Here is a 24636-nt window from a genome sequence, read left to right on the forward strand (position 1 = left end):
CTGCACTTTGTGGGGTTACTTGTGAAGAGGCCGATGCCAACAGAATAGGAACGATCACCTTAGCGACATCTCCCCAATTCACCTTCAAGCCTTGGGTTTCAAATTGTGAAGCTCCTGCCGAAATCGGATCATACTTGAACACGCTCGTCATTTTCATTCTCCATTTCTGATTTAATTTGTAATAACACAAATGATAAGATATCCTCTTTTTTCGTCACCATCCAAAAACACTGCGTAGTTCACCATTATGTAACTTAAGTTAAATAATTAAGTTATAAAGAATCATCCCTAATTGTTTCTGCTACCACATAATGTACAAAAGATGATGGGATATGTTGTCCAGAAATAGCTGGAGTAGTTACCCGGGACCGTGAACTTGTCAAGGCTGCGAAGCGTTTATTTAGCCTTGACGGGTGTTTCCAACCCCGCAAAGCTATCCTATAGCCCAGCAAGGCCTTGCTGGGCCTGCCACGCAGCGAGCGATGGGGTGTACTGCGTGATCCCCTTAGGGGGACGAAAGAGGATTTTCTTCTACTAATCACCATATTAACCATGGAAAATGGCCGTCAATGTTCATCAGTAGGGAGAAATGGCCAATCCTGTCCGTCAGGGGTCTTTTTAGCTGAAAAACAGAAAAAATCGGACAATTCCGTCTGTCAAAGTAACATTGTGAAATGGTATTTTCATAGGATTTGGACAAGTCCCACAGCAAAATGAGGACAAATTGATCCATCAGCCTTTGGACTGATAGAGTGGTAATAACACCTAATCACTCAGTGAATCTAATTAATTTTTATCCTGAATTTCGAAAGTGAATTGAACAAATCCAGATAGGACAAGGGATAAACTCTGTTTTCCCTTACCCATTTGGTGCAAGCTGTTTTTAGAAAGAAGTCCCTTAGTGTAGATCCTATTAGTGATTTGTGGATGCTTACTTTCGAAATCCAGGTTTATAAGTTTCAAACATCTAAACACTTTAGATCTATATTCTCTTGCTTACGATTGTAAGGACAGTCTTATAGGAATTAGCATAGTTTAAATTAAAACTGAATCGAGAGATTATCGACATTTTTCATTCAAAAATATATTTATTTGCTTCTCATTCCAAGCGAGAGTATATCCCTCCTTAGGAGTACTAGGCGATTGTAAGAATCCTATTTCTACCAGTTGAACCATCAACTTAAGAACCCTTTCTTTACGTATACCAAGTTCTCGCTGAAGTTCAGCAGATCTTGCAGAGCGTGTCTCGCAAATTATTCGCTGCATCCGTAGCAGTAGTTCTTCATCACTCTCCCGAGTATCTGCCAGCCAAGGCTTCAACCCCGTTTCCGGATCGTACTCTGCTGCTACCCTTCCTTCTTTGCTGAGTTGTTCCACATAGGTGGCTGCCGTCACATAATCAACATTCAATGCATGCTGCAATAGCCTGCCAGATACACCGTTATGTTCCCGCGCCAAGCGAATGACCTGATCGTACACACTCTCATTTATTGGTGGCACCTCCTCTTCCTCCAGATCCGCCCACTCCCCCGATGGAGCCACGCTTAGTGGTGTCAGTCCATCAGATTCATCCTTACCATCGATTGGCTCATAGACTTCCTCATCGGCTATTTCACGAAGCAAAGAAGAATCCCCATCCACCCTTATCTCTGGATCTACTTTTCGTAGCCACAATTCATTCCGCCAATAACGCTTCAACTCCTCAATATACCGGGTCGTCTCATCATCATCTGCGCTGATCGCCGCGGACTGGAATCTCTTCTGCCCTCCACCATTCAGCATGCAGATCCCATCCCCACCCCCGAGCAAATGCTGACCCCCTGTATCCATTACGGTCTTGAAATCATAGACACTCAGCAAATGAAACGCCACCCGGGATGGCAGGTTCGACTTAATCACACCGGTCACCACATCCACGCTGGGACGTTGAGTCCCCAGGATCAGATGGAGTCCTGCAGCCCGTCCCATTTGAGTCAGGCGTTGCACGGTTTCCTCCACATCCGCTCGGGCAATAACCATCAGATCGGCGTATTCATCAATTACGGTCACGATATACGGCATCTGATCTTGCGGATGATTCCGGTTGTACTGCAGCAAGTTCCTTACACCGGCTTCCGCAAAACGCTTATACCGCTTTTCCATCTCTACTACTAGCTTCTTGAGTGTCAATGCCGCCCGTTTCGGATCTGTGACTGGCGGGGAGATCAGGTGCGGCAAGCCGGTATACATCGTAAATTCGACCATCTTCGGATCGATGAGCAGAAACTGGACTTGCTCCGGTGATCGGGTAGAAGCTAGTGAAGTGAGCAGCCCATTAATAAAAACAGATTTTCCGGAGCCGGTAGCCCCTGCCACAAGCAAATGCGGTAATTTGGCTAAGTCCACCAGGATCGGTTTGCCCAACATATCCTTCCCGAACACCATAGGCAGTTCAGCCGTTTGAGCAAACACCTTCAGGTCCTGTGCCATATCACTCATATATACAAATGCCCGTTCGGTATGAGGCAATATAAAGGCTGCTGCGCTTAAAAACGGGGATGAGGTCACCGCGAAACTCCGGTCATGTCCGATATGGTTTGCCAGATCATCTCGTTTCTTGACCAGATCACTGAGCTGCAGCCGGGCCGGCAATCGAAAGGAGATGGTTTGTAGCGTTGGCCCCGCATCGATGGACAGAATTTCTGGCGGTTCCTCCATTTTCAGTCCTGCCAACTGGACCGTATTGAAGATGAGCTCCGATGCCTGCTCTGCCAATAATGTAGAAGAAGAATGAGGCCGAGGATTCGACGGGAATAGCGCATAGGGTCCCAATTGAACACTCTGTTCGTTTGCAAGCACAACCGGACTATGATTGGGTTCGCCCCGCTCAGGTACGGAAGGCATCGATTCCACACCCTCGGCATTTGGCAGCTTGCTCAGCGAAATATCTGCTGACGATGGCCCCAGTCTCCATTCCCGGTTTTGAATCCTTTGCCGCAGCTGGATAAGCCATGGCCCCATGCGTTTCCGATGCTTCCAAGCCACTGGCGCAATGTGGGGTACACCCACAATACCCAGCCACAATGTAACTGCATACCGGAGCACCGTTTGTGCCAAGTGACTGAGTTCTGGCGATGGCTCCAGGAACAATACGATTACACTTCCCAGCGCAGCCAGGACCGTCAGCCGATTCACGAATTGTCCAAAGGATTCCTTTGGCGGTGGATCTGGAGTGCTCACTATGGTCTCAGCTTCCTTTCATCATGGTTTGGATAAGATCCCTCAATTGCTGATTGAACCGCGCTGCATTCTCTTTGATGAGTGGCCACCAGGCATCTGACTCGTCAAACACAAAGTGATACGCCTCTTTAAGATTTCGGAACAGCATGATCACCAAAAACACTCCTAACGCTTTGACTAACCAGGTCGGTAAGCCATTGCTCCCTTTCTTGTAAAAAACCCAAAGCAAAATTGCGATAATGACAACTGTTAAATTCATTTCAACCACTCCCCGCAACTAACAATTTGAAGTACTTGGATACGCCGATCCACCATCCGTTATCTTCTGCATAGTAGCCTCGGGGATTATCTTTGGCCGATAACCACTGGATGGGATCTCTTCCGGCCGGAAGATCCTGAGATAGCTTGATGATCGTATTCGCTGCAATCTGCGCAGCCTCACCGGTTGAGAGCCCCGCACCTTTCCCCTTGCACCAGCAGCCATACACATTCCATGGATTACGGATAATCTCCGAGGCATGGTTATTGTTTCTCGGCACAAAAGACTGCTCTTGACCGGTAATGGCAATCAGCAGATAGGGAGAGACATTTTTGAGGCGTCCCGCATTATCAATCATCTGCAGCAGATTATGATCCGCCAATGCTGATTTTCTTTTCTCCAGAAACTGCATCACATATGGAATGTTCAAAGACCGGTACCCCAGCTCAATCGGCAGTGTAGGCAGCTCCGTACCTGGAGCAAAGACATATTCCAGTGGATCAACCGGCACTCCGCTCAGTTCCACTTGAAAATGTAAATGGGGTCCGGTAGAGCGTCCGACAATGCCCTGTCCAATTCTGCCAATCAGCTGGCCTTTGCTCACCACATCGCCGACCGATACGTTCATCTGAGCAGATAAATGTCCGTAAATACTCACTAGCCCATTGCCGTGATCGATCCTAATCGCCTGACCATACCCACTAGCCGCTCCAGCGAGCGTCACTGTCCCTCCAGCCATGGAATAGATGGGCTGTAGCTCCGTATTCGCAGCGCCGTTGGCAATATCAATCCCTTTATGCATTCGAGTGGTGCCAAACAAATCACGCAGAGCAAAGGTTGAAGAGATCCGGTCAATGGTCGGTACCGGCCAGATATATGCCGTTCCGTCCACGTCTAACTGTACGGGGGCCATCGAAGCATACTGCCCTGCGGTTTGTGGTTTATAGCTTTCGGCATCGGAAAAGATCATGAACGGCAAGAAGACAAACATCACCACCAGTGCGGCCAATCCAAGAAAAATCAGCACCAAACCGATTCCGGGGGAACTGATCGCCGAAAGCAGTCCGATGATTTTTTTCATCTCCCTGGCCTTTTTACTGACTTCCATCTGTCCCCCTCCTCTACCCTGCAGTCTTGAGTCCCCGTGTTTTGTACAGGACATGCTCTTCCGGAGGGACATGCATGATCAGTTCATCGTAGCGTTTATGGTTCTCTAAGATGTAGCGCTGCGTGCCTTCATTCTGCGTAATGAGCTCTTGAATCTCGCTGGGCAGATCCGCGTGAGAGGAGAGTAAACGTACTGCGGATTGCTCCATGTAAAAGTACACGCGCACGCTGGTGTTCTCCCACATGCCCACCCCGGCAGCGGTATCCAGCATAATCGCCGGAGAATTGCCTGCCAGGATCATCATGCCGTTCTGTTTGCGAATTGCCGTATACCAGGTGAAGACATAACTGCGCAGCTCCGGATTTTGCAGCTGCCGCTGCCCTTCGTCCACCAGCACGGCAGAAAAGTCAGCTCCGGCAATTTTGAGCAGATGAATGTTCGCATTAACCTGTTCAAAGGCCATCGACATCTTGATCTGTGCTTGCTTCGCCGATTCATCCTTCTTGGACTCGTCCTCCTCGCCGGAGCCGACCCGGTAGACAACTAGCGGTGCTTTATGATCAAAATTAGAGGCTTCTTCGATTTGGAAGATATCATCGTAGATTCCGATAAAATAGATTTTGATTTTGTCATACAAGCTTTTAGCATCGGCATTGCTATGAGCTGCCTCTTCAATTTCCGCGAACACGGCATGAATGGTCGGCTTCGGTCCGGTAGGTGCATTCCAGGTTTCCGGATGCTGCTTCTCAATCCCTGCGGCACGGTAGACTCTGCGAATGGCTTCGCCTACTTCGAAAATTTCCGGGCGGGTTAAATTCTCCCCGAGCAGTGAGAAGGTGCGCACACCGCTTTTCTCGGCCATCTTGTACCGGGAGCGATTATACTGCGCACATTCTTCATCGATCTCCGTGATAGCTGGCATAATCGTCAGTGGTTCAAAATAACGTCCCTCTTCGGTGGTATGGTCAATATACACTCCGCCCACATAGGCACAGAGCTCCCGCCACTCGCCGTCCAGATCAAAGACAAATACATGTACGCCTTCTTCCAGCAGCGAAACCACCAGCGCCTTCAGAAAGTAACTTTTCCCTTCGCCAGTCTTGCCGAACACGGTCACATTCTGCGCCCGAGGATCATCCGGATCACACAAATTCACAAAACAAAAGCCGCCGTCCTCGGTCCGGCGACCAAAATATAGACCTTCGCTATCCGAGAACGAACCTCGGGTCATGGGGTAGGTGCGTGCCGCGACAGAATCTGTCGTGACCCGCCCATAATGCGTTTTATTGAAAAATTCACTGTGATCACTGTAGGGGTCAAAGGCCGGGGATGTTTGCCGCATCGCCTCTTGCTGCTCACGCCTAAGTTCATTCAGTTTCCCGGACATGTTGTCGAACCACAGCTTCAGCCCTGCCTCTGCCGCCTCAATCTGATGCAGCTTCGGTGCGGATAACGTTAAGAAGGTCTGCACCTCGACCAGCTTGTGATCACTGGACAGCGTGGAATCCCGCAAGGCTAAGATGGTCTCCTTCGCGGCAATCTCTGCATTCCGTGCCGGGTCCGTTTCACTCTGATCTTGAATACTGGCTGTAAGCCGGTTCAGCTTGTACTTCATTCGGGTGTTGAATTTGATATCGCTTTGCGCATACCGGATCGTCTTGCGTAAGGTGGCCCCGGCATGGGTTACGATGCCATCCAGTTGATCCAGATACCCGGAGATGATCTCTGGAGGATACTCTTGGACCATGAGCACCCGCACATAATGGCCGGTCTTCCCATCCTTGCCGTCCACCATGTTCACCACCAGTTGCCGGGGTTGCTTCTTCCATTGTTTAACTAATCGCTTCGTATGTTTGAGCAGGCTCATGATTGGTCTCCTCTCTATTTCCATGTATGGTCAGTAAGTTACGCTTCTCCGGATCAAGCGCCAGTGGCCGGCCCTGATACAAGCTGTAGGCTGCAGAGGGAATGAACGGGTAAACCGCCGTATACGTCTGCTGATACTGCTCCTTAAGCAGGGAGGCCATCCGGAAAGCCATATCCGGGGTACTCTGGTTCAACCAGAATTCCCCTTCCCAGCCCGGGGCTGCTTGAGTGAAGCGCAGCCAGTGGTGGTAATCGCAATCGAGCACTGCAATGGAACGATACTGCTGCATTAGCGCCTCCCGTTCAGGGTAGTTCCAGGGGATCTCCGCAATGACCAGTCCGTCTTCCGCTGCCCGGTGCTGGAGCATCTGCTTCACCTCCTGCAAGGTGGGATAACGTGTAGGGGTAAACAGCAGCCAGTCTGCTGCTTTCCCGGACCAGCTGTCCCAGGTGTCCAGTTTCGAAGGTTGCTGCAGCGGATTCAGCACCGTCCGGGTTCCTTGATCCGGCGATAGATCCACGATGCTTACGGCAGTACCGGATAGACTAACCGCTACCCCAAGATTTGCCGCCAGAAAAGACTTGCCGCTGGGTATTGGAGAGGTCAGCAGTACAATCCCTTGAAGTTGACTGGCTCCGGGTATAGGCGGCACGTTTTGTAGAGTTTCTGCTCCTGTTAGCTCATTTGTTGTGTCCTCTAACGTAGCTGCTATAGGTTCAACCTTCCGGGCTCTAACCTTTATCCAGTTCGCACGGCATTTCCGTATCCACCTGGCAAGCCAAGGGGAAAGCTTTGTACTCCAAATTGTTCGAAGACAGGAGAATCCATGTTTACCACCTTGCAGCCATCGGGCTATAGGCCATTTCCCGAGCTGTAGCGTGCTTCGCCAGGATGACCCTGGGACCACATCCTCGATCACCAATGGTCCGGGGATCTTGCCCTCCTGAATGCCTGGTATGGCTTCATTCTCCGCGTGGTCTTCCACCGGTGGATCGTCCTGAATGAACTTGACTAGCGATGGACTGAATAACGAACGCTTTTCATCTGGTGCTTCGCCTTGCGCTTCCAGTACTCCCTGCTCGTTCTCTTGCTCGTTTAGAGGGTCCAGGTCTTCGGACACTTCATTTGGGCTAGGTTCAGCCCATGAGTCTCCATTCATCTTCCAAGCCTCCCATGCGGTGCGGTCCCACCAGCGTCCCACAATCTCCGGCAGCGAAAAGCCGGATAATAGGGATGTACTATGCCCACCCTGCGAAGTGAGCGTATGGAGCACACGATCCTTTTTCTCCTGCAGCTCACTCAGCAACCGGAAACGTTTCAGCGCTTCCGGATTCAGCTCTGCCGGTTCATCTGCCCGTTCCCTGATCTTGATTTTCGATTCCGAGGTCGTGAGGGTCAGCGTATATTCACTGCGCAGCGCCTTTCCGTCTCTGGCCAGCCGCTCCCACATCTCGATGCGGTTCAGCTTCATCGCCTGGATGCCCAGGCTCTTCGCCGGATGGTTTCGTTTCTGATTCCATAGCTCCAGGCGAACATCCGGGATCTGCTCCGCTGAGATTTGTGCCGAGAAGCCTTCCTGCACCATGGCACGCAGAAACTGTTCAAAGCCGCCGATCCGCGTCCGTTTCTGCGCATACACCGCCGTTTTCCACGGGGATGCCGATAACGAAGACACTACATGCAAGGTTTTCCCGCTGCGGTAGAGCCAGCCATCTTCCTCCACGCCAAGAAAGGAACCGAGGTCTTCCCCGGCTCCTTCCTTCTTTTGCTGTGCATCATGCATGTAGCGTTTCAGGCGATATGGCCATTTGAGCCATTGCCCCAGTGTGCTAGTCATGAAGATGGCTACGATCCAGGTCATTTTGAATATCACTGGAAACGGAAGTAAAAAGGGGAATCCCCCGATCACGAGCGTGGTGCCTACGATCCAGCCAATATCTCTTAGCGACAATCCTAGAAACTCTACATCCTCACGGATATCGCCCATAAAGCTTGCACGCAGCAGCTTCTCTTCCCGTTCCTGCTGTTCCTGATCCATTTATTTCACCTGCCCTTTACCTATCGCTTTAGCTACATCTTGAGCTTTCGCCGGGTTCGCTTGTTGACTTTCCTTCATCCGCTGCCGCTCATGGCGATGTAGCATTTCTTTCTGCAGTTGTTCAAAACTACCCATATCCAGACCATCCAGCGGCGGTTGTCCATAGTTAACCGGCACACGGTCTTTAATGACATAGACTGCACCATCTTTCGCACGCCAGTAAGGTATGTGCTCTTTCCGGTAGCTCTCATATTTCTTCTGAAATTCACTGTAATGTTCTTCAGGTATATAGGCATGGGATTCATCTTTAGCCAGCTCCAGCACTTCTGCCAGCTCCTCTACGGTACCGGAACGTTTCCAATCCACGATCATGCTGGCCGCAAACCGGGAGTGACGCGGGAAGTTCACCCGGATCTTCCGGGTCGTCTGGGCCAGCATCCCTTCAAGTACTTCCGTAGCCTCTTCCAGATGATCATCCGGCAACCATAACACATCCTGCTCCAGCAGCAGGTCTTTGACCCATGGATATTCATCGGCACGTTCCTGCAGCGCGTGGTAGGCCGATGCAGCCTTACCTTGAGGCAGCTTCGCCTGTGTATAGAGGGGTAAGGCGTCTTTAACCTGTTCCGCTGCGTGTTCCGCCTCCTTGGAGTCGGTGAGTAGTGATATCTGTGCTGTACCATTCAGATCCACGAACGCTCCATCCTTGTACATCCCCTCACGGACCGCAGAGACATCGAATCCTTCCCGCTCCAGCTGCGGCAGCATATCTAGGGTCGGCCCGGCCAGAATCAATTCACCGGTATCCTCATCCCACTGGACATCTTCCTGGTATTCCTTTTTCAGGGTACTTAGCTTCTCTGTCAGCAGTTTACGCTGGGCCACAGGCGCTTTTAATAAGGAAACGCTGCGGAACCCTTCGTCTCCCAGCACCTCTGATATATTCAGCGCCGAAGATTTGATTTCCGACTCTCCATATTCCAGTTCTTGCAGAGCATCCACATGGATCTGACCGCCCTCTTGGAGCCATTCTTCCGGCTCAAGATAGGCGATGCCCTGCACTGATTCAGATAACCCGCCGCTGAGCGAGGAGGCCAATTTGTCTTTGCCTACGCTGCGCTGGGTACGCATCCGATCTGCTGCTTGCTGCATCCGCTTACTGGTTTCCTGCATGCTGAGTGCCTTCTTCTGTACACCTTCCGAGCCCATCCGCTTGCCCATGGAATCCAGAGATGTTGACGTCCGTTCTCCCCATTTCCCCACGGAATCGAGAACCTGTGCTCCGTTCAGTGTCACCGGATGCTGCACGGCTCTCATCAGGGGCTTCAGCCAGAAAAAGAAGAAGAACACGAGTAACGTCAGCGCACTGAGAATCGCAAAGATGATGGGCGGTATGCCTAACGCCGCACAAAACCCTTCCCCCGCGCCGTAATCCGTCTGCATTTTCACAAAAACCGCCCAATGCAAACCGCAGATCAGGCCGACCAGTAGCGTCCGCAGATAGAGATTGGCAAACCCAAGCAGCGTCTCCATTTTCCCGGTATAGGCCGATTGCGTAATCCACAGATTGACCAGAATCGCCATAAAGATGAGTACCAGCGTCTTGAGTACAGCAACCACATACAGGGGCAATACGACCAGGAACAAATAACTGAGCAGATTAAAAATCCCACCGCTGGTGGATACGGTCAATTCACCGAGGGTCTGGGCGGCATACGCCACATCTGTAATTCCATCGGCCCCGACTATCATCGCTTTCAGAATCTGCTGTCCCTCTAAGCCTTCATAGGCAATACCGCTCGTGCCGATAATCCCCTCAAACATTTTGCTGGCAATCCAGTTGATGCCGACATTCGCGATATTCAGCGCCGTGAGTGAGAAATAGGTGGCGACAAAGCAAACTAAAAAGACCTTGAGCAAACTGCCCAGGTCCTTTTTGCCTTGAATGATTTTGAAGGTTAACCACGAAATCCCGATAAACAACAGCACCAGACCAATGATCATAAACAGTGACCAGCCTGACTGCACCATTGCGATTTCCGCAATTTGTGGCGTGAACAAGTAGCTTTGGGCAAAGGCATCATAGAGAGGAGACATGAGCTCGTCCACCAGCAGAACAACAAGCCCTTCAATCGCATCCTTGATCAGCTTGCCGGACATGAGATCCTTGAACGATTGAATCATCTCATCGACTTTTTGAATCATATCATCGACCCAGCCGGGAATGTACCAGCTTGTTTCACGCTCCGCAGGTACTTCTGTGTTTGACGGTACAGTGGTCGGGTTGGGCATTGCAGAAGCGATTTGCACATCCGCCTGTTTTATAGCAATAGCTTGGCTTGGTGATGCTTGAACGGTTATCGTCATCAGATTGCTCGTGAAACCAAGCAAAAGTAATATTAGAACTGCCAACACCCGGAATCGTTGTCTCAACCTCCCCACCCCCAAATCGCCATATAATCGTAAAACTGTGACAGCAGGGTAAATACCGAGCCGGTCATGAATAACAGAATCAGGGCGAGCGCTAACGCCATCCGCTTCCAGAACTTTGAATCCTTCAAGCTTCTTGCTCCTCGGCTAACCGAAAATAGGAACCCAAAAAATCGGATCAGCCAATATGCTAAGGCTAATACGCAGAGTATCGTCCCAGCAGCTCCCGCCAGAATCAAAAACCAGTTCAAATCCTCGACCACCCCTGGGTCAACGGTGTACATTTTTTTCATTTTCGAGATATAGTCGTTGTCTTTCATCATTTAGCCACTAGGACCAGTTACGGTACTGATCCACCATCTGGATGAACGTTGTTGTTGTGCCTCCGATATCTTGCTTAGAAGTCCAGTTATAGATATTTTCGAGGAAGCTGAAGAACGCACCGCTGATGAAGAGGAATACAATAAATACAAGCAGACCTGCTTCAATCCAAAACCACTTATCCTTAATGGTACCCTTACCAGTACTGATCTTGACCAGTTTGATGATGACTTTAACGATAACAAATACTAGTGTGGCTATTGTCAGTAAAGAGATTACGAGTCCAATCGGCGTAAATACAAAATCCAATCCATCGAGTACTTTCCAGTTGAATTTCATTTTTTCTTTGATTTTGGTAATAGGATTGTCATCAGCGTAGGCCAGCATCGGTAACATAAACATGCTAAATAGGACCATCATGATGAGGGTCCCTGTCTTTCTGATTTTCATATTATTCTTCCCTTCTATTATCAGTAGAATATAATCAGCCAAAGTGTGATACTACAGAGCCAGCAGCTTCTTGCAATCCACCGCTCGGCAGCCCCGCCATTTCGCAGCAGATTCAGCGCCACCTTCAGGCGTGGGAGAACTGCGGAACGAATTCCCTCCACCGTCACCGCATCACCCGCCAAATGCGACCACCATCCTGCCAGCAAGCCTAAGCCCAGCGCCTGGAACAGAACCGGCTGTGTCGCGGTAAAAGAGACTACGCCAAGGCTCAAGGCACCGGCGAACTCCGGACTATGGATAATCCCGCGATGCTTGACGAAAGGCATCACCAACAAGGCAACGCCAGTTAGCAAGATGAGCCAATGCAGGCTATATAGTTCATATCCGGCAAGCAGCAGCAGTCCAAAGCCGCTTAGTAGGAGCATGCGTAGCCGAGAGGCTAGGGCAAAGATCAGGGCTGCTGCTGCCCATAGCCAAGGCACCGGTTGCTGCAGGACAAACCACATGATGCCCATTCCCAGCGATAGGACGGACATTCCTTTCAGTTTCTTGCGTGTCTTCGCGGAGAACTGGAGCTTATTACTCACGGTACTGGTCTTATGGTCCAGATCCGGCAGCAGCCCGCCGATGCCCGCAGCGGCAATCACTAAGGCGGCAGGTACGATGGACAGAGCTGGCATAACATAGAGCACTGCGGAACCAGCCAGAATCGCCATTCCTATATGTCCTTGTCGATTCATTTTGATTTCACCCCCTTTCCGGAACAGCACAAAATACCGCTTCAACGCTTGAAGCAGTTCAGGTCTTGCAATGATTGAATTGAACTTCTATTAGAAAAACCGGCCAAACCCTCGCTTTTTCTGCTTTTGCAAAACTGGAGATAAGAGGCCTTCCAGCAATTCATCTGTATTCGCCTGGGGATGAAATGGGTCTGGATGATTCGGTAGCGCAAATACGGGCCTGCCGCTTAAGCATCCCGCCACCATCTCCCGATTCGGTTCGTTCGCCAGTGGCAAAGCAATCCGCCAGTATTCCTGCGGCACTCGGCTATGTTCCCGGCAAAAGGAGATCAGCTCCTTCACTCGCCATTCACTGCCTGAACCGACCAGGACCGGTATGCTGGCTTGTACAAACAGTTCAGCCTGCTTGCGGCCCTGTAAACTCCCTAAGTCCAGCACCGTATAGCGGTAGTCGCTCATCAGTGATCCAATCCAATACTCGGATACCTCTGCCTTATACAGAGCCACATTATTCAATTCATAACGAGGATGATTTGATACATCACCTTCCTTGATGTACTCCAGGAAAGAGAAACAAGGATGATTCCCGCCTTCCCACAGCGCTACTTTGGTCTTTGCGTACCGGGCTAAATAGTGGGCAATGAGCAGCGCTGTATGCGTGCTGCCCGCCCCTTCATACACGCTACCTACCGCGATAACGATCCTTTCCCCTGTTCGGCTGAAGTTCATTTCAGGCAATGCAATCTGTTGCGGCTTCGCCTCTATCAGATGATGAGCTTCGTGCAGCTTCTCTTGCCAGCTCCCGTTCAGCCATACGTCCGAAGCGCCCAATGCGGTCCAGCTTCGTATTGCTGTCGATGATAGGCTCGGTGCCTCACTAATCACAACAAACTTTACGGGGATCTCCTCCGCTAACGGTAAGATACTACGGGCCTCATCCTCATGGATCAGGACGTATTCCGGCATCAGGATCAAGGCGCTTTCTTTGACTTCCTCAAACGTACCGCACACATGAAATTTAAAATGGGGATCACTAATTTCTGGCTTTACGCCAACAAGTACAATATGCAATGATGTCCTACCTCCTTTAAGGAATATATCTACTGTATGATCATAGCTCAGGGAGGCAAGTTGAACGTGTGAAAAATGTTCTGAAAAAGTATGGGTTGAGGAGCCTCTCCACAGCTCTTAGAATAAAAAAACACAAAGAGCCACCTAAAGGCGGCTCATGAACATGGTGTTATAAGGTCATTTTAGTAAGTCTCCGACCTTCAACTCCATAAATTAATCCTTCTTGGAGCTACAGATGTAACTTTTTCTTAATTTTATTTATTAAATCTTTTAAGAATTGGTTCGTTCTTCTATTCACCTTTTTTACTGTTAAATAGAAAATTTTAGTTAGAGAGAACAACATTACTGCTGTTAAGAAAATTAGTAAAGCCATTATTATATCTAAATACTGCGAATATCCTTCAGGCATCGGTAACTCTTGAATGTATCTATTCCAAAGACAAACATATACAAATATCAACGAAGCTCCTAGCAAAAAAGATGATATGTTATGCAATAATATTAAAAATTCTATAATTAACTTATTGAAAATATTTTTTCGAGTTAAACTTTTATATTGAAGATGATCTTCATAAATAATGTCATGCGCTTCCCAAAACTCTGCTTCAATGCTTTTATAAAACCCTTCCATATTATCAATTAATGAATGTTCTGTTGTTCTTCCTGGATTCTGTAAATATTTTTCATATTGAATCTCTAATTCAAAATAAGTTTCTAAATTGAAACTCGTCCCTATATATCTAACTTTTGTACTATCCGTACTGTATTCATCAAAAAAATCTTTGATAAGTCCCATCTTAGCTTGATGGTTTTGTTCATGCTTAATTCTTTTTAATTTTTTAAACATTGGTGTGTAAACTTCGTTATAACTTAAACTCAGGTCTTTAAGGTATGACTCTCTCTTTTTTGCTCGATGATTATACTGATAGCTTATAAATCCCGAGATAGCAGCTAAGATAATTACTGGTATTTGAAAATCAGATAAATTCATTACTATCCTTCTTCCTTCATCAATATGTTTTTAGGGATTTTTGTATATACAGCTAAATGATTATCCTCGTAATCATTTAGCCCTCATTCTTGTTTGGAGTTTGGAACGGAATAACAGATTTCAAAAAAAATAAAATAATTAAATCAATCGTGTGCATTTTTCTCCAATCTCTCTTTGGAAAGAGTAAACCAGCCCGAGTCAACTTCAAAGGCATCCCAGCGCCGCTTTAGGGTTTCAGCAGCCTCTGGCACCACTCCACTTCCAGAGAAGAAATCAACAACATATTCGCCTTCCTCACTACTGTTTTCAATTATCCGCTTCATCATATTTATCGGCTTCTCTGTCGGATGAATCGTTTGATTACCTGGAATTCTAGGAATCTGCCATATGTCTGTCTGATTTCGTGAACGAATTCGTCTGACGTTCTTCTTCCCTTTAACTGCCATAATAATAAATTCATGCTGATACCGATACTGCCATCCCATCCCCATGTTCTTCTTGTCCCACACAATACAGTTTTTGATTGTAAATCCGGTGATTCTAAGCCACCGGGCCATATCTGGATATGTACGCCAATCGATAAAAATATAGACATGGCTGCCTGGTTTCAGAATGCGATAGGCTTGTTTGAGCCATGCAAGACAAAATCTTCGGTAGTCTGGAAACGGCAGATTATCATTGGGGAAAACCTGAAAACGGGGTTTCTTATTCTTGGTTTGAGTCGTTCCTCCAAATTTTAAATTATACGGCGGGTCCGCAATTACTAAATCTACTGTTTCATCTGCAATTACTTTTTGAGCACCTTCTATACAGCTATCCAAATATAACATTGTCGGAGACCTCCCATGATGTTTTTATTACATTGCTATATACGGACAACAGGAACATAAGTTCCCAATTTTATTTGTAATTTAAAAATATTTAATAATCAACTTTCATGTGACAAATGTCCTATTTTTATCAATTATTATTGAAGTTTAGTATTATATATGCCACAATGTTTCCATAACAAGGAAATAAATAAAAACTTTGGAGGTATGACATGAACAGGAAAAAGCATTTTCTTTCACTACTTTTGACACTCGTACTTGCCTTCTCCTCATTTGGTCTCTTAGTTGCAGCAGACCCAATCGAACAAACAGGAACACACTTTGAAACATTGAATCCCACTTCTGATATACTAAATAATAAAGAAAATGATTTGCTGCCTTCACAAAATTTTAATGTCAATGAAATAAAATCATGCGGTGCAAGTACTTGGGGTAATCTAGGACTTACAAGTTTTATATCACAGTATTCCTTTAATAAAGTTCTTTCTTGGGGATTGTCACTTACACCAGCAGGAATAGCTGCTTTTGGGCCACAAGTCACAGTATCTGCAGTAAACGGCAGTGTTACTACAGCTTCTGGATTAACTCATTTTATAAATGGAGCAAATATTTACGCTCCTCATAGTCAGTCTTCTAGCTATTCATTTCATGGTAGTATATCAACTTATCCTAGCAGTTTAGGTGGAACTGCACGTTTAGAGTCAGGTGACACAGTAGGTATTAATTTTAAAATTGATAGTGCAAGAGCAGGAGGCTTAGTATCAGTATCATGCTTAGTTCCATAAAAATAAAACCAATTAATATAGGGGGAATTGAGTTGGTCGATAGGAATAACAAAGACGACTCTTATCACTTCATCAAAGAAGAAAATCAAAGAGCAAAACAAAACAATATACGTTGGTTCAGAGAAACGGTCCATTTTGAAACTTTACGTGAAGCAGAAGAATGGGTTTATAACGGTGATGCATTTAATAAAATAGGTGTTGAATTCGAAGGCTATGTAACCAGCGACCCTAAACTAGCCTTTGCATTACTTTTTAATCTTACAAGAGAAAACACACTGAACCAACGCTTTCAAAATATCTTTGCTGATGAAGATCATTCGGATGGACAAGCCCTTTACATGGTCTGGGTAAGCTGAATTACAATGTACTTCCACATAAAAGGCTATATTGAACTCTATAGAGTTCAATATAGCCTTTTATTATAAAGTATTCTCATACTCTTTCACCCTTCGGTAGAAAGTCGGCTTCTTCATCCCGATCCTTCTCATCGCTTCCGTTGCAGTAAACTCGCCGGATTTCCACGCCTCATATACTTCAATGAATGTATTATCAATCTCATGTTTGGGTCGGCCAAAAGTAACCCCTTCCGCCCGGGCTACCTCAATGCCTTCAGCCTGCCTTGAACGGTTCTTCTTCCTTTCTTGTTCCGCAACATATGCCAGGAGGCTAAGAAACTGATCCTCCATAACCTTTCCGAAGTCTCCCATGGTCTTAAACTTTCTGGAATCGAACAGTATTTCGTTATCCAGGCATACAATATTCGCGCCAATCTCTCGCGTGACATACTTCCACTCTGCAATGATACCGTCATAGTCCCGGCCCAGCCGATCTAGAGCATCTACGTAAACCAGATCACCTTCCCGCAGCATGAGCCGCATCGCCTGGTAACGTGGACGATCAAAATCTTTGCCGCTCTGCTTATCCACAAAAACAAACCGTTCCTCAATCCCTAATTCCCGGAACTTCAAAAGCTGACGCTCAACATTTTGCTCCTTTGTTGAAACTCTTCCATATGCGAACTTCAATGGGACCCCTCCTAATAGAACAAACGTCTCAAATGATCCCTTGAATCACTGAGACGTTCCGAAACTGATTTTTTGGTCTTTTGAAACGAATTAATTGCTAGTTATTCCGTTGTCTCAAAAAGCATGCTTTTTGGAACTGTTCCTTCATTGAAATAGAAAGGTGACCGAGGTCACCTCAAATCGAAACTTCCAATGAAAATTCATTTATAACGTTTACCCACGAACTCTAATTGCTCAACTATGCGTATAAACTCTCTCTCCATTTTCTCATAGAGCTCCAAATCTTCTTTCTTAATTGCTCCCTCCATAAGGTCGCTATAATCTGCAAGTTGCTGCAATAAAGTGCGCCGCTGTTGCAGGTGTCCTTTCTGTAATTTAAAGTTCATTCATTCACGCTCCTCATTTATATTTAGAAGTCCATTAAGATCCTGGAACTACTTTATAATAGACAGCTTCAATACTCCCCTTAATTGGAAGAACGCAGGCTCCAGTTCTTTTTAGGCCGGAAATTATTTTTCTGGCCTTATCCTTGTTCTCGTACCCCTATATTTCTTCAAGTGTTGTATAACATTCAAACCGTTTTCCCATACCCGTAATTCCGGTATACACAGCGATCTTCATCTCAATCACTCCTCGGTTATTATGATGTTGTCTTTGCCAGCGTAAGTAACACGAGCGATTTTATGGTCCGCATCTTTTATCTTCACGGTGTACCTATCAACTAACGTTATTTCCAGCAACTCCGTTACGAAACTTGCTTCCAGCCATTTCAAAATATAAAACTGCTCTACGGTTTCAGCTTTGATCATTTCGAATTCTCCCTTGGCATTATGTGTATACTGGTCAGTATCTTCGTACTGTTCATCAATTACTCTGACTCTCGATGAAAAGCATCTTTAAACTAACGGGCTAAATTGTTTCAATATGTGTTAAAGTTAAATCGTCATTACGGTAACTATTTGGAAAATAATAAGAGGTAGGTGACGGAAGTGTTGCTTCTGGATGGTATATCTGGATTCCTTATCAAGGATTCACAAGAGGTCTATTTATCACATTTAAAACGACTTTGTTACACCTTGGAAAACTCCTCTAAAGGAAAGCTTCTGTACCTTAAAGAACCACATGTATCACAGAATTTTTATGAAGCAGAGCTCTGTTTAGAAAACGGAAGCATTTTTATCTTGTTAAACAGTTCCTATCCTTTTGTTGCGTTTGCTTCATCAATTCTATACTTCGATATTCAATTTGTTGACCACTCACTTTCTTGTGTTGTAGATGCCTTAAACATTGGATTTAGGGTATTATCTGCAAATGAGCTTAATCAACGATTAATACTGGATGAAAAAACTCATAATGTGATAAACAAAAATAGCTTAAACAAAGCTGAAATAAACCAAATCTTTCACTGGAAACCTAAAACAATCGGAGATGTTATTTTTAATTTTTGGGATTAAATTAGAATTAAAGCAAAAGCATTACGCCAACGGGGAACGTTAGTTCAACAACAAAGCGGCAGTCTATGACTCTATTTCTCGTTCAGAGCTTCCGTCGTTTATTAATTTGGGACAACGTACAATCCCTCCCTAATGCGCAGTTTGCGTCTATCATCCATTGCGCACCGCTTAAATGCTTACTGGAACATCTGTCTATAATCCTTGGAATCGAATTTCCCGGTCTCTCTATCAACTGGAACTAATCCCAATTCAGTGTGAAACACATGGCATCTATCATTAGAATGTGCATAATGAACTTCTTCATAACCGGCTTCTCTTAAGGCACGACACAATATCATTTGTTCAAACAAACCAAGCTCCATAAATCCCCACCCCTTACCCATTAAATTTTTTACAATCTAACGCGATGCCTCAGCCTCCCAATCCACATCTTTATGATCAAATTGTCGAACTGCAGCTTCGACAACAGCACGAATCTTGCTATCTGCTGGAAGCTTTCCATGCCAACTCCGCTCATAGTTGGCCAGACTATTAACAACTTCTTTTCGATTATTCGGATACACCGTGAGTCTACTGATTCTACCTTCACCAATTCCAAACGAGGATGGCTCAGAAAATACCTGTGCTTGTACATAGAGACCTTGAACCTCTCCTTCATAAAGGCAACCTGTGTACAGTGGATGCTTATATTCCAATGGCATTATTTTTGTTCTCCTTCTTATGCAAATGATTCGTACGCAATCGTCATCCCGGAATCACCTAACACATTTGCGTTAAACAAGACTTCTAGCGCAGTTTCATGGGAATGACCTTTTCCTAACATATGGTTATACATAAGCTTGAGGTATATATCCCCATGTACGAATCTGAGCATTTGTACTTCATTAAATACCGGATCATTAAATTCCATAGCATTAATCCTTTCTCCCTAGTTAGATGTATAGAAGTCCTGAACCATATCTAGATGATTCTCAGGGATTGGGCCAGCAAAATAAGCGCTGTCTTCTTCACCTGATAGTACTTGGCACGGTACCAGTTAAAACTGTTCATAAGGTACTCGTCTAATTCTTCTTCCCGGCAAAAATACTTCGCTTCAACCAGCTTCAGCTGATCAGGATCAAGGCAACGCAAGGCTTTCTCCATCGGATATAACTGGTCCTCCACCTCCCAGATTTCGTCTTGAAGCCGTTCAGCTTTATCAAACATACTCATGACGGCTTGCTCCGTTGAAGAGTGCGGGATACCTGATCGTCCACTCACACCCGTAAGTTCCATACCGGCAGTAACTTTAGGCTCCTTCGGCCTAACGGTCTGAAGTTCTGCGTGTAACCATTGCTTCCGCTTATTTGCCTGATAGTATTGCTTGAGCCGGTACTCCACGATAGATACGTATTGCTGCCGGATCGCAACAGGAATATCCATTTCAGTCTGCTCCACTTCTTCATCACAAGAACTGACAGAGGTTCTACCTGTTTTCTCCAAATACTCACGAATGACCATCAATTCTTTTTGTCCGCCAGCGGTTATCTTCACAGATTTTTTCAACTTCTGGTATCTTGCAAATAACCAATCCACTGGCACCAATGAAATATTAAGCTCTGTGACTTGAAAATTCTTCAATGTTCCACACTCCCCCCCGGATAAGCTCTCTGTCTCTTCCAAATCGAAATCCCATGAACTTTGTTCAAAGCCCTTATTACAGACGCTGCAGCGGAAGACACTTTCTCTTACTTCCTGGCATCTATTGCCGCAATGGAGGCAAATCAATTGCTACTCCCCCTTGGAAATGCTCTATTCCAGCATCAGATTTCTTGAGCTCGGCTAGTTTATCTTTATCATTGATGGATCAGGCTTAGCGATTTACCCAGGCAAAAGCGATCTCACCGCGCCCTGGTTCTTCCACCACATATGCGACACCTTTCGTAACATACGGGTTTGTACTAACACGCAGAGCCCCGAATGAGGTCTGGATCGACTCGTATTCTGCAATGTCTGCTTGTGGATTCACGCATATTTTCAGACGGTCAATACTGCACCCCTTACTTGGGGATAACAAGGGCTCATATCCATAGCACGAGGATGGATCGGCTTAGTGGAGAGTTGACTCATACCCTTCTACTCCTTCCCAGACACATAGCTCAATGCACCAGAATCGTTTCTGTTCCTACCTCTGGAACCACCCACACCGGATTCCAACTAAGCTCAAACGGAATTCCGGCCTCTGCTTCCGCACCAGCCATCAGCACGACATTGCCCATTTCCTCTGCTGTGTCCCTTGGAACGGCGTTCCCGATGTATTCTCTCGCTTTGGCATCTGAGCAGCCTTCCAACTGGAAGGGTCTGCCGTCTGGAAGGTACTGAGGGAAGCTCTGCAGCATGGCCATCTCAAAAGTAGTTAGTGGCCGATGCCAGGTCCCATCCTCCGCAATAATAATCATGGCGCACCTTTCATCTGGCTCGGGAATCCGTGGATCTGCTACTGCAGCAGCGCCAGAATGAATGTCTGCTGTTCCGGTGACCGTTTTTGCGGGTTCGCTCCATTTTTGAACTCCCATAGTGTCTGCGCGGGGAGCACAAGTCAGCCTTGGGTCGGCAATACTGGAGGTTGATTGCATAATTCGTGAAGCACCACGGATCGTTTTGGAAGCTCTATTCCATTCCTGTACGCCGTAACAATCGGGCTGCAGGGGCGCATTACAGCGCGGATCAGCAATTAGTTGCGCACCGCTTTGAATGTCTGTGTCCCCCGTGACGGTTTTGGCAGGCTCTTGCCAAGATTGCATCTTGAATTGATTCGTAAATCTACCCTCCCGATCATTCACCCTGGAATCCGAAATGGCGATAGCTCCACTGCCAAACCGTGTACCGGTTACACACGGGGCCGGCTCATTATCTTTCACCACCCGATACGCTGCGGGATGGCGGCTATCCCTTTCAGACAACCTGGGGTCAACTACACTCAACGCCCCATTGTTGACGCCTGCTGCACCAGTTACACATGGCGACTCTTCATCCCACCTCACTAATCTGTAAATGGAGGAGTACGTCCCTTCTCCCAGGTTTAATCGTGGATCAGATATCGCAGCCACACCGTTACTCCGGCCTACACCTGCTCCTCCTGTTACCGTTCGGCTCGTTTGATCCCAATGCTCTACCGCCCATGCACCACTACGGGGTTCATGCAGCAGCCGGTACTTCTGATATTCAAAGTCATTTAAATCTCGCCAATCCCCACCTGCCGGGATAGCCATGAGTTTCTCCCAAGATTTCCGGGCTAAATTTGGCATACGGTTTTGTGGACCACCAGCGACCGTGTCACCTGGAAACGGGAGGGGACCAATTACTTCACCAATCGTTTTTAGAGGTTTAGGCTCCGGGTAGTAAATCACATTGGGTATTTGAGATTCCTGACGAGCCATCAGTAGGAACCGCACACGGTTCTGGCCTAATCCACCGACTTCTCCCAGGTTATGATCTGCTCGGATGCTGACGGCATAATTGAATTTCTCAAGCAGTTTCCTGATCTGTTTAAGCAAAGGCTTTCCTCGTGAGGTAATCCGCGGCACATTTTCAAGTTGAATAATTGCTGGTAAGCTTCCCCCATATTCAAGACAAGCCTGCAATGCGATCTCCAGACCATGTACAGTTAAATAATTAAGTGCCTGGTATTTATCCGATTTGGCTTTATCTTGTGGCAACAAGCCACTTTGCCCTTTACACGGTGGTGAGAGGAATAAGAAAAAGGGGACTTGTTCACGAAAAGCTAACCAAATATCCGATGGTGTCATTTCACGCCATCCAGCCGGTGGTGTATGACCGTGCCAAGCCTCGTACTGCCAACGCTGGAACAAATCCATTACGACTGACGTTTGCTCTCCGGTAATCAGATCATGGTTACGACAAGCAACCGGGTCGCTGTCAATTGAACACAGCAACTTGAATTTATACAATTTGCCGCCATACTCCACCTTGGAACGCAGTAAGCCTGCGGATTCTCCGCCAATACCTCCAAATAACACGGCTGCGGTTTTATAATGAATGTTGTTTATTTGTTCCAAATCGATTCTCCTTTGAACACTCACATAGCAATACTGAGAGCGTATGTTCTGTTTTGAAGCCTGGTTGTACCTGTTAGGAAACCCTAACACTCCCAAGTTGCTTCTCTATCATTTCAGCCCCTACAGGCAGTTAATAACACGTGTGGTACCGTTCTTCTTGTGCTGCAACTGTAATTTCGCTGGCGTTACGCTCAGTACCAACCAATTAGCAGGAGTGAGGCGGTGCTGACTGATCAGTTGCTTTTGACGCCGTGTGGGACGTACTCCTCTGCTCTTTTTCTTATCCAGGTGATTCTCCGTGATCATTATCTTCCCAACCTTTCTGATGGCTGCCTTGAAAATAAGTTACCGGTTACTTACCTCTACCTTCTCCAAAGCTTTGGTTTCCTTGATCTCTTGTGCCTTCCGCATCAACTCTGCCATCTCATCTGGGCTAGGAATTACCCCGCTGCCATCATCGGTCAGAATGGGGATCTCCGACTTCCGGCTTCTTCCTCCCTGATTGCGAGAACGTTCATTACTCCTTGGAGAAGGCGGTGTGGCTGAAGGTACTACAGTTATCCTGGGTTCCGGTTTGTCCATACCGCCTCGTTCACGGTAACCCCGGAGGATGCCTTGTACATAAGCTAAATTCCGCTTATCCGTCCCCAGCCGGTAGGCTGCTCTCATCGCAGAGTGTAACCACTCCCCTCCGTAGGTACCGTGTAGGGTCTCTAAGTCATTCTCGTCAAAAGAGTTTAGCCTGCCGCCTGCAATAAAATTATTTTTGTAGTCCAATTTGATATTCTGAATCGAATAATGTTCATGATCCGTCCTTAGCGTGTCAGCGCTAGTACTCATTGTTGTTATTGTAGTAGTAGTTCTTTTAAATCTTTTAATAGCTTTAATACTAGCTTTAGAAACGCTGAAACCTTTGATACGACTAGGATAATTGCGTGTGACGGTTCCCTTTTTGGGAACTGTACGGTTCCCCTTTTGGGAACTGGCTAGTTCCCTTTTCAGGAACTCCGTTCCTTTTTCGGGGACTCGGTCCCCTTTTAGGGAACTCGGTTCCTCTTTTGGGAACTCAGTTCCTCTTTTGGGAACTTGGTCTCTCTTTGGGGAACTCGGTTCCTCTTTCGGGAACTCAGTTCCCTTTTCGGGTATAGTAGATTTCAACAAATTGGGCGAAGGTCTCGCAAGATTAAGATTGATTAGCTCATTGAACCTTCTGGGATTCGGGCTGGTTACTGACTCCATGGTCCAGAGATCGTAATGCTTGTTCACCTGAAACGTATTTATCTCCTTATCCCACAGAATCACATTCCCTTGAAGCAGTTCTACCAAGACACCACGAATGTGATTTTTACCGATCCCTATCTCCGCAAAATCCTTCAACTCGGGAATGATCGCCGATGGCTTCCCGCACCCCCAGCTCAGCGTCAGGATAAAATCTATGACATCACGCTGGCGCTGAGAAAACTTCCGCCGGATCAGCTCTCGGTGTATTTCATGCGATATTCTGATGTGAGCATCCGTTGGCTGAGGATTAACACTGGAATCCACGGCATCGCCTCCTGTATTCTGTCGGGCCTAAATCGCCCGGAGTCGCTTCGTTCTCTCCTGCCATTCCCGGTTCAGACCGCAGCCCTTGGCGGGGATCTCATAATGCCTGCGTCCGCATACAAACGATACGAATAGACCGGTGGCCTGCTCGTAGTACATTCCATTCAAGACCTCTGGCGGCTGCTCAATCTGAACATCGATGAGATCAAACAGATCCATTTGTTCGATATGCTTCATTGCATGGCCCCCTTGTCACTCCGGTCCACTGAACGCAAAATTGCGCTAAGTGAGGAAATTGCATTGCTGAATATTTTATGAGATGATAATTGAGCTTGTTGGACCAGGTACGTAAGCATTTGCGGTGCTTATGTACCTTTTTTGTTGTTCACTACGTCTGATGTTCTTGACTAGCACATGATGCTGTAGCGGATTACGTTCAAACCAG

At 46.8% G+C, this 24636-nt stretch carries 25 protein-coding genes; 3 read left to right on the forward strand and 22 right to left on the reverse strand.

Annotated elements, in window-relative coordinates:
* Positions 1–1059: 1059 nt before the first annotated feature.
* The 12 genes from C162_RS34055 to C162_RS03820 all read right to left on the reverse strand — a co-directional run bounded on the left by C162_RS34055 (position 1060) and on the right by C162_RS03820 (position 15324).
* Positions 1060–3219, reverse strand: a complete 2160-nt coding sequence (locus C162_RS34055) for an FtsK/SpoIIIE domain-containing protein (protein ID WP_051493212.1) — start codon at positions 3217–3219, stop codon at positions 1060–1062.
* A 7-nt stretch (positions 3220–3226) separates the two neighbouring features.
* A complete protein-coding gene (locus C162_RS03770) occupies positions 3227–3478 on the reverse strand; it encodes a hypothetical protein (RefSeq protein ID WP_036691404.1) in 252 nt (83 codons plus the stop codon).
* A gap of 1 nt (position 3479) precedes the next feature.
* Positions 3480–4586, reverse strand: a complete 1107-nt coding sequence (locus tag C162_RS34060; RefSeq protein ID WP_051493213.1) for a M23 family metallopeptidase — start codon at positions 4584–4586, stop codon at positions 3480–3482.
* Positions 4587–4599: 13 nt separating this feature from the next.
* Positions 4600–6453, reverse strand: a complete 1854-nt coding sequence (locus C162_RS03780; RefSeq protein WP_036691405.1) for a TraG/VirB4 family ATPase — start codon at positions 6451–6453, stop codon at positions 4600–4602.
* Complete coding sequence (locus tag C162_RS03785; RefSeq protein ID WP_036691407.1) at positions 6419–8491, reverse strand: hypothetical protein; 2073 nt, start codon at positions 8489–8491, stop codon at positions 6419–6421. The genes C162_RS03780 and C162_RS03785 overlap by 35 nt, the downstream gene beginning before the upstream one ends.
* Entirely contained in the window at positions 8492–10924 is a 2433-nt protein-coding gene (locus C162_RS03790; protein WP_156949530.1) for a hypothetical protein, read from the reverse strand. It lies immediately after the preceding gene.
* Positions 10921–11052 (reverse strand): hypothetical protein, encoded by a 132-nt coding sequence (locus C162_RS37315; RefSeq protein ID WP_268748793.1) that lies wholly within the window; start codon positions 11050–11052, stop codon positions 10921–10923. The genes C162_RS03790 and C162_RS37315 overlap by 4 nt, the downstream gene beginning before the upstream one ends.
* 199 nt (positions 11053–11251) lie before the next feature.
* A complete protein-coding gene (locus C162_RS03800) occupies positions 11252–11692 on the reverse strand; it encodes a hypothetical protein (RefSeq protein ID WP_036691411.1) in 441 nt (146 codons plus the stop codon).
* A gap of 20 nt (positions 11693–11712) precedes the next feature.
* Complete coding sequence (locus C162_RS03805; protein WP_084648812.1) at positions 11713–12432, reverse strand: metal-dependent hydrolase; 720 nt, start codon at positions 12430–12432, stop codon at positions 11713–11715.
* 90 nt (positions 12433–12522) lie between these two features.
* Positions 12523–13503, reverse strand: a complete 981-nt coding sequence (locus C162_RS03810) for a hypothetical protein (protein WP_036691414.1) — start codon at positions 13501–13503, stop codon at positions 12523–12525.
* A gap of 229 nt (positions 13504–13732) precedes the next feature.
* Positions 13733–14494, reverse strand: coding sequence for a hypothetical protein (locus C162_RS03815; RefSeq protein ID WP_036691416.1), 762 nt, complete (start codon positions 14492–14494; stop codon positions 13733–13735).
* 143 nt (positions 14495–14637) lie between these two features.
* Positions 14638–15324, reverse strand: a complete 687-nt coding sequence (locus C162_RS03820) for a DNA-methyltransferase (protein WP_036691418.1) — start codon at positions 15322–15324, stop codon at positions 14638–14640.
* Positions 15325–15536: 212 nt separating this feature from the next.
* On the opposite strand from C162_RS03820, the gene C162_RS35870 reads away from it, so the two are divergent.
* Positions 15537–16109 (forward strand): hypothetical protein, encoded by a 573-nt coding sequence (locus C162_RS35870; RefSeq protein WP_156949531.1) that lies wholly within the window; start codon positions 15537–15539, stop codon positions 16107–16109.
* 32 nt (positions 16110–16141) lie between these two features.
* A complete protein-coding gene (locus C162_RS03825; protein ID WP_156949533.1) occupies positions 16142–16465 on the forward strand; it encodes a hypothetical protein in 324 nt (107 codons plus the stop codon).
* Between the two features lie 63 nt (positions 16466–16528).
* On the opposite strand, the gene C162_RS03830 is transcribed toward C162_RS03825, so the two are convergent.
* The 3 genes from C162_RS03830 to C162_RS03840 form a co-directional block, all read right to left on the reverse strand.
* Complete coding sequence (locus C162_RS03830; RefSeq protein ID WP_036691419.1) at positions 16529–17134, reverse strand: recombinase family protein; 606 nt, start codon at positions 17132–17134, stop codon at positions 16529–16531.
* Between the two features lie 200 nt (positions 17135–17334).
* Complete coding sequence (locus C162_RS03835) at positions 17335–17520, reverse strand: hypothetical protein (RefSeq protein WP_036691421.1); 186 nt, start codon at positions 17518–17520, stop codon at positions 17335–17337.
* Positions 17521–17760: 240 nt separating this feature from the next.
* Positions 17761–17943: a hypothetical protein gene (locus C162_RS03840; RefSeq protein ID WP_036691422.1), complete on the reverse strand. Its 183-nt coding sequence runs from the start codon at positions 17941–17943 to the stop codon at positions 17761–17763.
* 171 nt (positions 17944–18114) lie between these two features.
* On the opposite strand from C162_RS03840, the gene C162_RS03845 reads away from it, so the two are divergent.
* The gene (locus C162_RS03845; RefSeq protein ID WP_162174439.1) at positions 18115–18588 is read left to right on the forward strand and encodes a hypothetical protein; all 474 of its coding nucleotides are present in this window, start codon (positions 18115–18117) and stop codon (positions 18586–18588) included.
* A gap of 176 nt (positions 18589–18764) precedes the next feature.
* Here C162_RS03845 and C162_RS03850 read toward each other — a convergent pair whose 3' ends face one another.
* The 7 genes from C162_RS03850 to C162_RS03880 all read right to left on the reverse strand — a co-directional run bounded on the left by C162_RS03850 (position 18765) and on the right by C162_RS03880 (position 24428).
* Positions 18765–18950, reverse strand: a complete 186-nt coding sequence (locus tag C162_RS03850; RefSeq protein WP_156949535.1) for a hypothetical protein — start codon at positions 18948–18950, stop codon at positions 18765–18767.
* Positions 18951–18986: 36 nt separating this feature from the next.
* The gene (locus C162_RS03855) at positions 18987–19289 is read right to left on the reverse strand and encodes a DUF7678 domain-containing protein (RefSeq protein ID WP_084648814.1); all 303 of its coding nucleotides are present in this window, start codon (positions 19287–19289) and stop codon (positions 18987–18989) included.
* Between the two features lie 259 nt (positions 19290–19548).
* A complete protein-coding gene (locus tag C162_RS03865; protein WP_156949536.1) occupies positions 19549–20208 on the reverse strand; it encodes a hypothetical protein in 660 nt (219 codons plus the stop codon).
* Between the two features lie 518 nt (positions 20209–20726).
* Entirely contained in the window at positions 20727–22646 is a 1920-nt protein-coding gene (locus tag C162_RS03870) for a DNA cytosine methyltransferase (RefSeq protein ID WP_084648815.1), read from the reverse strand.
* Between the two features lie 120 nt (positions 22647–22766).
* A complete protein-coding gene (locus C162_RS37555; RefSeq protein ID WP_442792419.1) occupies positions 22767–22952 on the reverse strand; it encodes a DUF6906 family protein in 186 nt (61 codons plus the stop codon).
* A gap of 39 nt (positions 22953–22991) precedes the next feature.
* A complete protein-coding gene (locus C162_RS03875; RefSeq protein WP_051493214.1) occupies positions 22992–24191 on the reverse strand; it encodes a replication protein in 1200 nt (399 codons plus the stop codon).
* Between the two features lie 27 nt (positions 24192–24218).
* Positions 24219–24428, reverse strand: coding sequence for a hypothetical protein (locus C162_RS03880; RefSeq protein ID WP_036691436.1), 210 nt, complete (start codon positions 24426–24428; stop codon positions 24219–24221).
* Between the last annotated feature and the right edge of the window lie 208 nt (positions 24429–24636).

This window comes from Paenibacillus sp. FSL R7-269 (assembly GCF_000517865.1).
Lineage (GTDB): Bacteria > Bacillota > Bacilli > Paenibacillales > Paenibacillaceae > Paenibacillus_AQ.